Here is a 12,647-nt window from a genome sequence, read left to right on the forward strand (position 1 = left end):
GCTGCAAATAGCAGTGTAACTTGGAGTACATCTAATTCAAAAGTAGCAACAGTAAACTCTAGTGGAACAGTAACAGCAGTAGGAACAGGAACAGCAACAATTACAGTAACTACAGTAGACGGAAGCAAAAAAGCAACATGCACAGTAACAGTTACTCCACCAGTAAAGGTAACAGGTGTAGGATTGTATACAACTTCATCTACCTTGACTGTAGGAAATAGCACTTGGCTTAGTTACACAGTGTATCCATATAATGCTGCAAATAGCAGTGTAACTTGGAGTACATCTAATTCAAAAGTAGCAACAGTAAGCTCTAATGGAACAGTAACAGCAGTAGGAGCGGGAACAGCAACAATTACAGTAACTACAGTAGATGGAAATAAGACAGCAGTATGTAATGTTACAGTTAATACTCCAGTAAAGGTTTCTTCTATAGCTTTAAGCAGAACAACAGATACTCTTGTAGTAGGTAGTAACGATTATTTGAGTAAAACAATATATCCGTATAATGCTGCAGATCAGAATGTAATATGGACAACGTCTAACTCAAAGGTAGCTACAGTTTCAACAAGTGGAACAGTAACAGCAGTAAGCGTAGGAACAGCAACAATTACTGCTACAACTGAAGATGGAAGTAAAACAGCAACTTGTATAGTAACTGTTACTCCTCCTGTAGCAGTTACTTCCGTAACAATGAGTAGAACTACAGATACATTAACTATAGGTGGAAATGACAGTCTATGGGCAACAATATATCCGTATAATGCAGCAAATCAAGCAGTAACATGGACAACATCAGACTCAAAAGTAGCCACAGTATCTTCCAGTGGATATGTAACAGCAATAGGAGCAGGAACAGCGACAATTACAGCTACAACAGTAGATGGAAGTAAAACAGCTACTTGCAAAGTAACAGTTACTCCTCCAGTGGCAGTTACTTCTGTAACAATGAGTAGAACTACAGATACATTAACTATAGGTGGAACTGACGATTTAGGAACAACAATATATCCATATAATGCTGCAAATCAAGCAGTAATATGGACAACTTCTGATTCAAAGATAGCAACAGTATCTTCCAGTGGATATGTAACAGCAATAGGAGCAGGAACAGCGACAATTACAGCTACAACAGTAGATGGAAGTAAAACAGCTACTTGCAAAGTAACGGTTAATTCTCCTGTAGCAGTTACTTCTGTAGCATTAAGTAAAACTACATCTAATTTATCCATAGGTGGAACCGACTATATATCAGCTACAGTGTCACCAAGAAATGCAGCAAATCAGGCAGTAATATGGACAACTTCTAACTCCAGTGTGGTAATAATTACTAACACTTATAGTTTTGGTGAAGTAGATATAAAGGGAATAGCAGCAGGGACAGCAACAATAACAGCAACTACAGCAGATGGAAGTAAAATAGCTACCTGCAAAGTAACTGTTACTGCTCCAGTTGCAGTAACCTCAGTAGCTTTAAGCAAGACAAAAGACACTTTAACAGTAGGGGGAACTGATTACTTAAATACCACTATATATCCATACAATGCTGCAAATAAGAATATAGCTTGGACGAGTTCTGACTCTAGTGTGGCGGCAGTAGATTCAAATGGAAATGTAACAGCAATTGGGATAGGAACGGCTACTATTACTGTAACCACTGATGATGGAGCGAAGACAGCAAGTTGTGTAGTGACTGTTAATGCACCAGTTAAGGCTACATCAGTAACATTAAATAAAACTAGTGATACCTTATCATTATGGGATTCAGAGTATCTTTATGCAACTGTTAATCCAGATAATGCTACAAATAAGTCAGTAACATGGACAACATCTGATCCTAGTGTAGTAACGGTAGATTATTATGGGTGGATAAGAGCAACAGGAGTAGGAACAGCAACAATTACGGCTACTACAGAGGATGGAAGTAAAACTGCAACTTGTGTTATAACGGTAAATAATTAAGTTATTTATTGAAAGAGTATACAAGAGACTTATAAAAAATTATTGGAAAATAATCCTAAATATTTATTTTAGGATTATTTTTTATAGTTTATTAAAAATTATTTAGATATTATAAGAGAGAATCGTCATTTCGGTTGAAGATTCTTTATGTTTTTTTAAAATCTTTCCTTATCATTTGAATACCAGTTTTTAAGTCAGTACAGTTCCCATATATTTTTCCTATACTAAGTTTTTCCAAAAATCCTTTTTCACCTTTAATATAATGCTGTCGTTTTGTTCCTTTCCTAAAAAGGCCTTGTAAGTCTTTATGAGTAAGTCTTTCGGGATTAGAATAGGTTCTTCTTAAGCTATCAGTTAATTTTAAACCTATATAATTACATATTCCCTCTAAATCATAGAAGAACCAACTCTCTATCATTATAATAGCTTCAATTTTTTCTATCTTTTTAATTTGTTTTTTATTAAGAACCTTTAGTATTGCATCAGCATCAAATTCTACTAAATCATTTTTTGTTCCTTCTCTATCTATAAAAGCATAAACGTATAGATCAATATTTTTGTTTTTCTTATTGCTAAAAAAATAGTATAGTTCATTTGCTATTTCTTTATTGATTCCTGTACCTGATTCAAGATTTTTTGTTTTATTAGGTATTCCATTTAAATAGTTTCTGAAAACCTTCTTGTAAAATATCTCTTCTGTAAAACCTTCATAAAATATATAAGCAAGTCTTTCTTGTTTATTTTTACTTTTAACCATATTTTATACCTCAGTATAAAAGAAAATGTCACTAAAACTTGAAAAAGGTCCGGATAACTTTTTAATCAATTCTTTATTATTCTTAACTGGCTCAATAAGTGCTTCACCAAATTCTTTATTACTTATTATACTCACCTCATTAACCTTAACCATATTCAATAATACAGGTGAATGAGTAGTCAATATTATTTGAATACTTGAAAAGTCATTCTTAATTAAATATATCATTTTCTTTAGTAATTTAGGATGTATAGAATTTTCAAGTTCTTCTATGGCAATTACAGGATATTTATTTGACATAAGATAGGTAATTATATTAAGCGCAATTAGAGTACCATCTGAGAGTTCATTTATGGTATTCTTTTGCTTATTAGCAAATGTAAATACTAAATTTTTTAATTCTTGCCCTATATTAACAATATCAGTATTATCAATATTTAATATATCTTTAAGTATTTCATTATAATATTTTGCTTTATCAGATTTCAATATTTTATCTATTTCTTCAATTAAAGCTAATGATACTATTCTACCATTTTTAATTACAGGCATTTGCTTTCTAATTGATTCTCTAATTACATCTGGTGTACTATACAATACTGGAATTTTACAAAGTAAAAAAATATCATCTATACCTTTTTGAATAGGAATTTCAAAACTATCTTTAATATCCTTTATTTTATTAATAAGTGAAACTAAAGCCTCTGAACCATCTATCTTTTGTATCTTTGGACCCTTAACCTTTTTAACAATAGTATTTTCTCTTTCAAATACAGTTGATATAGGTCCTGTAGATGTTATTTTTTTATACTTAAATATTTCTCTATTTACATAACCAGTATCGAAACCATTATTACATACAACAATTTCGATGAAATAAGAATATTTATATATCTCATTTTCAACTTGTTCATTAAATTCTACTTCAATAGAAATAGAATTACCATTATAACTTTTGCAATGAGATAATACTTTGTCATTATCCAATTCTCCTATATTTAACAGTCTCTCTTTTAACTCTTCGCTTCCAGTCAACAGTACATTTAAAAAAGAAAATATTTCTAACATATTTGATTTGCCACTATTATTAGAACCAATTAGTACATTAAAATCTTCTAAAACGTATTTACAATCTATTAAGTTTTTATAGCCATTAACCTCAATACTATTAATTTTCATAATATACCCTCATTTCAAATGATATTAGGCTTGTTTATATAATATTATTAACATGTTTCAATTTAACTATACTATTAATAATAGTATATTACAATAATTATTGTTTTGTTATTATCAAGGAGCTGACTTCCAGCCATCTCCTTGCAAGTTCCAGCAAGCCCTCACTATGGTGCCTGACACGCATGTACGAATAACAAATAACTAAAAGATAAACTATTTTACAGTGTATCATATAAATCAAGCAGTATCAGGATCGAAATTCCTTTGAATAGAGAGTAATATAGGATAGATTACGGGATGATTTTGTAAATTGGGCTAAGTAAAAAACTAAGAACGTCTATGATTTAAATCTTAATAATGAAATCATGGTCGTTTTTTATTTTTAATCTTTAGTATAGAGCTATTTCATACGATTTAATAAACATGTAGATAATATTTTTATTCCTACAAAAGGAGATGAAAAAGTTGAGTCCTGAGAGAATTTACTATAGTGGTAAAGGATATAAACATCTTCTATTCTACGTTATCTTTGGAGTTAATAAATCTGAATCAAATATTTCATAACAAAAATATAAAATATAGGAGGTGCTATCTTGAAAAACAAAGAAAAAAATCATCACATATTAAAGGATATAGTAACAGTTATTTTACCTATTATAATCACATTTAACTTATTAGGGCATTCTGTATTTGCCAGTGAAGTTAATAAAAACTTAAAGGTATCATCGATAAATAGTGTATTAAACAGTAAATCACAATTAAATTTAAATAAGTCCAAAGTGGCTACAAAAGGTAAAGGACTCATACCCTATAAAGTAAAGATAAAAAAGAGTGCAGAAAGTTTAAATTCACAACCAAGGTTAAAATCAGCTGCTCCACTGCCAGCTTCTTATGACTTAAGAAAAACTGGGAGAATAACTATTGCAAAGGATCAGGGCCAACTGAATAATTGCTGGGCTTTTTCAGCTATAGGCTCCCTTGAATCAAATCTTCTTAGAATAGAGAAAAAGACTTATGACTTTTCAGAAATAAATATGACAACCCATAATAATATTGATAACAATCCCTTTGATGGTGGAAATAATGAAATGGCTACAGCATATCTTGCCAGCTGGAAAGGGCCTGTGAATGAAACTGATGATTCAGAACCATCTGATCCTAACAATATAGTAACTAGAAATGGACTAAAGGAAAAAAAGCATGTACAGGAGGTATTATTTATACCTGACAGAACAGGAGCCTTAGATAATAGTGAATTGAAAAAGGCAATAATGAATTATGGTGCTGTATCCTCTTCTCTTTATATGGACGAGTATAGTTATTTTAATTTAGGTAAAAACGCTTATTACGATTATGCAGAGAGTTCTGGTAATCATGCCATAGATATAGTGGGGTGGGATGATAATTATTCTAAAAATAATTTTTTAGTTACTCCTAAAGGAAATGGAGCTTTTATTTGTAAGAACAGTTGGGGGACAAGCTTTGGGGACAAGGGCTATTTTTATGTTTCCTATTATGATGTGTCTATAGGAATTGACAATGCAGTTTTCAATGGCATAGAGCCCGTTGATAATTATAGTAAAAATTACCAATATGACTTAGACTATAATGGTATTGTTTCATTTGGCCAAAGTAATTGGTTTTCAAATGTGTTTACAGCTTCAGCAAATTCTACTACCATGGAATCCTTAGCAGCAGTTAGTTTTTATACGGATAAAGAAAATGTAAGCTATTCAGTTTATGCAGAAAATGATTATAGCACTAACAAATTTAATAAAATAGCTTCAAATTTAGTAGCATCGGGAATAATTGCAATGCCAGGATATCATACCATAAAATTACCTAAGCCTCTTTCGTTAAATACAGGTAAAAAGTTTGCAGTGGCTGTGAAGGTTACAGGATCATCTATACCTTTAGATTACTTAAGTAATTCTAATGGAAACTCCTTTGTAAGTAACAATGGATCAAAATGGGCTGCGATTCCAGCAGCTGTAGACTTAAAAGCATTTACAAATATAAGTTCTAAAGTTTCAGTAAAGGGAATTTCTTTAAACAGCAGCTTTCTGAATATTAATGTAAACAGTACAGCAAAGCTTTCTAGTTCAATTTCTCCAAGTAATGCTACAAATAAAAATGTAAGCTGGAGTAGTAGTAATTCAAAAATAGCTACCGTAGATAACAGTGGAAATGTCAAGGGAATCTTACCAGGAAAGGCTGTAATAACAGTAAAAAGTCAGGATGGAAATTTTGCAGCGCAGTGTACAGTTAATGTAAAAGGGACTATAGCAGTTAATTCAGTATCCTTTGGGTCAAGGCCTGTAAATATAAACAGTGATTTCAGGTTTACTTTTCCAAGTACTATTTATAAGGGAACTAATTTTAAGTATATTACACTAAAAGATAATAAAAATGCTAACATAGCAATAAACGTTAGTATAAACAACAATGTGCTAATTTTAAAGCCTAAGAATAATTTAAAGAATGGCACTATGTATTTTATAAATATTCCTGTAAATTCGGTGATAGATGGCAAAGATAGTACATTGCTAAAGGATTATAGTACAAAGTTTGTAACCATTCCAGCCTATAATCCAGATATAAAATTTACAGATGCTAATTTAGAGAAAAAAATAAGGTCTGTTTTAAAAAAGCCTAAGGGAAATATAAGTTCAAATGATATGGCTGCTTTAACTTTTTTAGATATAAGCTGCAGTAATATTACAAGTTTAAAGGGATTAGAATATGCAGTTAATTTGATTAGTGTTAATGCAAAAGGTAATAAGATAACTGATACAAGTCCAATGTAGACTTAAAAGAATATTTGAATAGATATCTTATTGACATAATATTAAAAAATAAGGATAATAGATTTATATTAAACATATAGGTATAATATATTGTTGTGTAGTGAAATATAAAGTTAAATTATATTAATTAATCACAACGCTGCTTGTAGTTGACTAGAGAACTAGAGACTAATTTTTCTTAAAGTAATTTAAGAAGAATTAGTCTTTTTTGTTATATGAATAATGGAGATGATGATAAGTGTTGAAAAATGGTAATTATTTTGAAGTTGAACCCAATGTAGATATGTATTATATAGATAAAGGTGAAGGAATACCCTTGGTTTTTGTACCAGGATGGACCTTTACTTCAGATGTTTTTGAATATCAAATTGAATATTATTCTAAAAACTATAGAGTTATTGCCATTGATCCGAGAAGCTATGGTAGATCAACAATAGCTTTACATGGAAATGATTATAATACTCACATAAAAGATCTGGTGAAGCTTTTAGGTTATCTTCAGTTAAAGAATATAATTTTAGTTGGATGGTCCTTTGGTGGTTTAGTCACATGGGGCTATATTGAGCAATTAGGATTATCCAATGTAAAGGCATTAGTGAATATTGATGTTACACCAAAACAATTATCTTTAAATGAAGATGACTGGGTAGGTGGAGAAATTGATGAAATATCAAATAATTATACCTATAATATGAATTCTAATAGAAGTTTAAGAAAGTTTATGATTCCTTTTACCACTGAATTTATGGTTGAGCGTAAGCTTTCTGAAGAAGAGGTAAATAAGATAATAAAATACTCAATACGTACACCTTACTATATAACTCGTGAACTATATGCCAGCGGTATGTTTTCAAATAAAACCAAAGCAGCAAAATTGGCAGATGAATCAATACCATCCTGTATGTTCATTTCAGAGTCTAGGGCAAGTAAAGGGGTTCCATTTATGAATAAGTATTTTCCTAATACTGAGGTGTTTGTTTTGGGGCGTCATATGATGTTCTGGGAGTATCCTGATAAATTTAATAGGCTGCTGGATGAGTTTTTAGAAAATGTATAGTGTAGTAAGGAAAATAATCTATTTATATCTCATCTCATGTATGTATCTTTCTGTTCACAGATTCAAGATGATGTATGTATAATAGATAATAGTTTGAACTGAATTTCATATAGTTGGGTAATGTCTGCTTTTGTTTTGGATATAGTTTACCTACCTTATATAAGCAAAAAAAATAATAAATCTTAATTACTTATATAAGTAGATAAACTATTACAGTTGGGATAAAGCCTAGCCCCGCCCCATCAATACCCTTCTTGTTTATTGCAAACAGCAACATTAACTTTTAACTTATAATGCTTGTCCTATAAGTTCTTATCAAGGAATAAGAATATTAATGCCTACCCAGCATAAATCTGCCAAGCAACCTTACCGAACCTTTAATGGTAGTCCACACCTTGCATAGACACCACTAAAGAAGGGTATAGTGTTGTATGTGTCTATAGTTGACTTTCCGCATCGGCTCAACTGACCTACTGGATATTTTTATAGTTATTCCAGTGCGCAGATAACTAACCTACTATCTAAAAAAGACAATAGGAAACTAGACCTTTATAAAATTATATTTTTGAATATAATTTTATAAAGGCGTGGTTTGGCTGTATTTAATTTTAAAATTAGTTATAAATTTTTATTCTAAATCTATATATGATATTTACCATATAATTACAAAAAAACAGTGCAGCAGGGGCAAAATAATTTGCTATGTTTTTTAGAGGATTGAACATTAATTTGGCGTGGTTATTTATTATAGATAGTGTAGAATAAGACTTAATTTTCTGATAAAATAAAAGTACGAAGATGTAAATATAATGTATTTAATATCTAGTGGCAAATATAGAGGATGTGATACAGTGGCTGGAAAAAAGAAAAAAATACTGGATGATAATTTCATAATGTCGCCTAAGTATGATTTCGTTTTTAAGTATATATTTGGTAATGAGAAACATAAGGACTTGTCAATAGCATTACTCAGCGATATATTAGCTGTTCCAGAGGAAGAATTTGAGGGAATAGAAATAATAAATAGTGAACTTATAAAGGAATTTAAGGAAGATAGAAAAGGAATTCTTGATGTAAGGATAAAAACTAAGTTAGGAAAGCAGATAGATGTTGAAATACAAATACTTCCAACAGAGTACATGGCAGAAAGGACTATATTCTACTGGAGCAAGATGTATACAGGTCAGATCAAGCCAGGAGATACCTACGATAAGCTAAAGAAATGTGTAACTATAAATATAGTAGACTTCAAGTGTACGCCGCTAAATAAACTATATTCCAGTTATCATATAACAGAGGATGAAACAGGATATAGATTAACAGATATATTGGAAGTGTATTTTTTAGAACTACCAAAGCGTTTTGATGAAGATGTGAAGAAGGATGAGGATGACCCTATAGTTCAATGGATGGAATTCTTGGATGCAAGAACGAAAGGAGAGGTAGAGATGTTGGCGAAAAAGAATAAGGACATAAAGAAAGCTTATGATTTATTACAGATAATAAGTAAGGATGAGAAGGCTAGAATGTTGTACGAAGCTCAGCAAGCTGAAATAAGTGATCAATTGACTAGAATAAAGGTGGCAGAAGCTAAAGGAAAAGCTGAAGGAAAAGCTGAAGGAAAGGCTGAAGGAAAGGCTGAAGGAAAGAAAGTTGCAAAAGAAGAAGATGCTATAAATTTTCTGAAACTTGGAGTAGATGAAGAAATAATAGCAAAGGGTACAGGGCTAAGTATGGAAAGGATATTGGAACTTAAGAAGAAGTATCAAAATTAGTAGCAAGCAGAAATTGTTCATTAATAAATTAAAAATAAAGTGCATCTGAAATCTGATGCACTTTATTCTTCTATCCAAAGAAGAAATTGAGAATTAACAAGGCAATAAGTCCCGTAAAGCAGGCCAGAGTTGAAGTAACAGACCACACTCTCATTTGTTCTTTAACGTCTTTTATACCGATAGATTCATTGATAACCCAAAAATAGGAATCATTAAAATAGGAGAATAGCATTGAACCGATACAAGCAGCTAATGCTGCAAAGGTAGGGTCAATATGAAGTCCTGAAACCATTGGAGCTGTTACAGAAGCGGCAGTCATTATGGAAACAGTTCCTGAACCCTGCACTAGTCTTATCAAACAGGAAATAATAAAAGGCAGAAGAATTGGAGGAATACTGGTTTTGGAAATGCCTAATGCAATATAGTTTCCAAGTCCGCTGTTTTGTATAATCATTCCAAGGGCTCCGCCGCCTCCAACTAATAGAATCAATTTTCCGCTGGCTTTTAGACCTTCTTCCATGGCATCTAATGTTTCACCCTTTGAAAAAGCTTTAGTTAGGCCCAAAATGGCAATTAGTAATCCTAGTGCCAGTGCAATTATTGGAGAACCTATAAAGGAGAAGAATGAAGCTATAATATTGCCCTTAAAATTCAAAGATTTCAAAATAGTGCTTAATAGTATTAATAATATTGGAATTAAAACTGGAGCAAAGGATAAAAAAGGTGAAGGCAATTCTTTATCATTTTCTTTTAGAGTATCATTTTCTTCAAAGACATTATCTTCACTGAGATTATCTTTTACTTCAGGCCTAATCCAGCCGTCTTCAGTTTCATTAGGTAATTGATATATTTTATTTCCCAAATACTTTGCATAGGGAATTATAACGCACATAATTGGAATGGCAATAATAGTTCCAAAGAGCATGAATCTACCTATATTTGCATTGAGAATTCCAGCTGCCCCTATAGGACCAGAAGCAGGGGGAACCAAAGCATGGCTCATTAAAAGTCCACCTGCCAAAGCTATTCCAAGGGAGACTACAGATTTTCCTGTCTTTTTAGACAGACCTTTAACCAGGGGTGATAAAATAATGAAGCCAGAAGTGCAGAATATTGACAGGGAGGTAATGAAGCCGGAAGCAGCCAGAGCTTCCTCTTCTTTTTTACTGCCGAAGAGCTTGATAAAGCTGTTTGCCATTACTTTTGTAGCACCAGATACTTCTAAAAGTTTTCCAAGCATAACTCCAAATCCGATAATAATACCTATACTGCTTAAAGCATTTCCGAAACCCTTTGAAATTGATTCAACAAGCTTTTGATGATCCATTCCTCCTATGAGCCCTATTGCAGTGGCAGAAATAATTACTCCTAAAAATACATGTACTTTGGTTTTTGTAATTAGAAATATAAGTAGAGACATACCAATAATTAATCCCAGTATCATTTGGATTCCTGAACTCATTTTAATTACCCCTTTATTTTAAATTTATATATATTTAACCTGACTAACTTGGCGTAAGTCTCCCACTTATTCAAGTGGGAGTTCAACGCCAAGTAAGCCATGCATTTGCAGTTCTAAAATTCAGATGGGGTAAAAGAATCCCCACCTGAATTAAGAACTTGCTTCAACCCTCATTACTGTATTCAGTGGAGGTCTTGGTCTTTAGATAATTGATACAAACGCTTAAGGTATCCTTTGTACCTACTAGTCCTCCCTTTGTTATAATTGGCTTATTGTTAAAAACTCCACCGATTACTCTGCCATAAATAGCTAGTGGAATGACTTCATCTTTTACATCTATGCCATCAGCTTTTATCTTGTTGCAAAAATCTTCTGTCACATCTCCACCGGAAGTATAAACACTACCAATTTTATTTCCCAGTTTTTTAATTACAAGGCAGAGTATTTCGGCAATGGCGCTGGTTATTAAATTAGAACATTGTTTTTTATTCAAATTATAATTTTTTTCTATTTCTGAGAAATTCAATACATCTTTTTCTTCAGTGGTAGTAGTAACCACTAGAATACTGTAATTATCTTCTCTATGAATAATTTCATTTACAATTCTATTGACTTCTCTATCTTTCTTCTCCTCCTGAAGGAAATTCAATGTATTCGTTTTCACGATTAACGGATTATATTTTACTTTAAGATAATTTATCTGCTCTCTTGTAAGATTGCTTGCACTTCCAATACCGCACAGTACCTTCTCTCTAATCTTTAATTTTTCATCTTTTTTATAGAATACATTTGCGGCAGCTGCAGTAAAGGGACCTGGATCCACAGATACAAATTTGAGCTTACTTTCAACAGAGGCCTTTGCAATTTCATTGATATCATTATTTGTACAAGCATCAATTACAATAACTCTATTCTTTTGCTGTGCATTTTTTAGTATTTCCTGTTTTATAACCTCTGCTCCTTTAAGTACTTTATCCAGAGATATAAAGCCAACCTTATATTTACTCTGTTTTTTTACTATTTCAGTAACTTTGGAAGTGCTCACAGGAGAGGTTGGATCTTTAGCCACTTCTGTTTTCTCAAGGGGAACTCCATTAACCAGTAAAAAATCTCCTATACTGGCTCTTCCTGAATCAGGGAAAGAAGCAACTACAATAGCTGTGATGTCAGAGCCAAGACTTTCAATAATACTGTCAATTTCATATCCTACATTTCCTCTTAAAGTGGAATCGATTCTTTTACTAAAGAATAAATTCTTCTTATCATTAAATAGATTTACTGCATCCTTAACCTTTTTATAGGCATCCTCAGGGGCTAAGCCTCTGCTGTTAGTAGTTATGCTTAAAACATCAAAACTTTTAAATTTGTATAAATCTGATTCTTGAAGCAGAGTTCCTACCTTCAAACCATTTTTGGCAAGAAGTGCTCCTGTATCATTGGCACCAGTTAAGTCATCTGCAATAATTACTGTTTTTAACATATAATCCTCTCCCATCCTTATAATATCTAAAATATTTTTTTAACAAACAGTTACATTTAATCTAAAATAAAACAATTTTAATCCATGTATGTTAAACTATTAGTGTCCATTTGGATAGGCCTCTTTTTGTTCAATAGATTGAATTTGCAGGTTTTTTCTATATTGACA

At 31.8% G+C, this 12,647-nt stretch carries 8 protein-coding genes; 4 read left to right on the forward strand and 4 right to left on the reverse strand.

The genetic code is table 11. The features are described 5' to 3' along the window. Positions 1–1,962, forward strand: a 1,962-nt coding sequence (locus ABF633_RS07100; RefSeq protein WP_415522957.1) for an Ig-like domain-containing protein, incomplete at its 5' end; no start/stop codon positions are given. A 145-nt stretch (positions 1,963–2,107) separates the two neighbouring features. Here the strand turns inward: ABF633_RS07100 and ABF633_RS07105 are convergent. Together ABF633_RS07105 and ABF633_RS07110 are read right to left on the reverse strand one after the other, a co-directional pair. Next, positions 2,108–2,719 carry a hypothetical protein gene (locus ABF633_RS07105; RefSeq protein ID WP_415522958.1) on the reverse strand — a complete coding sequence of 204 codons (612 nt, stop codon included), beginning with the start codon at positions 2,717–2,719 and terminating at the stop codon, positions 2,108–2,110. A 3-nt stretch (positions 2,720–2,722) separates the two neighbouring features. Beyond that, positions 2,723–3,898 (reverse strand): AAA family ATPase, encoded by a 1,176-nt coding sequence (locus ABF633_RS07110; RefSeq protein WP_415522959.1) that lies wholly within the window; start codon positions 3,896–3,898, stop codon positions 2,723–2,725. Between the two features lie 593 nt (positions 3,899–4,491). On the opposite strand from ABF633_RS07110, the gene ABF633_RS07115 reads away from it, so the two are divergent. The 3 genes from ABF633_RS07115 (at position 4,492) to ABF633_RS07125 (ending at position 9,537) form a co-directional block, all read left to right on the forward strand. After that, positions 4,492–6,705 (forward strand): C1 family peptidase, encoded by a 2,214-nt coding sequence (locus tag ABF633_RS07115; RefSeq protein ID WP_415522960.1) that lies wholly within the window; start codon positions 4,492–4,494, stop codon positions 6,703–6,705. A gap of 238 nt (positions 6,706–6,943) precedes the next feature. Further along, positions 6,944–7,762, forward strand: coding sequence for an alpha/beta fold hydrolase (locus tag ABF633_RS07120; RefSeq protein ID WP_415522961.1), 819 nt, complete (start codon positions 6,944–6,946; stop codon positions 7,760–7,762). Between the two features lie 809 nt (positions 7,763–8,571). After that, positions 8,572–9,537, forward strand: a complete 966-nt coding sequence (locus ABF633_RS07125) for an Rpn family recombination-promoting nuclease/putative transposase (protein WP_415522962.1) — start codon at positions 8,572–8,574, stop codon at positions 9,535–9,537. 70 nt (positions 9,538–9,607) lie between these two features. Here ABF633_RS07125 and ABF633_RS07130 read toward each other — a convergent pair whose 3' ends face one another. Together ABF633_RS07130 and ABF633_RS07135 are read right to left on the reverse strand one after the other, a co-directional pair. Next, positions 9,608–10,999: a GntP family permease gene (locus ABF633_RS07130; protein ID WP_415522963.1), complete on the reverse strand. Its 1,392-nt coding sequence runs from the start codon at positions 10,997–10,999 to the stop codon at positions 9,608–9,610. 163 nt (positions 11,000–11,162) lie between these two features. Beyond that, positions 11,163–12,479 (reverse strand): four-carbon acid sugar kinase family protein, encoded by a 1,317-nt coding sequence (locus ABF633_RS07135; protein WP_415522964.1) that lies wholly within the window; start codon positions 12,477–12,479, stop codon positions 11,163–11,165. Positions 12,480–12,647 lie beyond the last annotated feature (168 nt).

Source organism: Clostridium sp. (assembly GCF_047718555.1).
In the GTDB taxonomy this organism is placed as follows: domain Bacteria; phylum Bacillota; class Clostridia; order Clostridiales; family Clostridiaceae; genus Clostridium_I.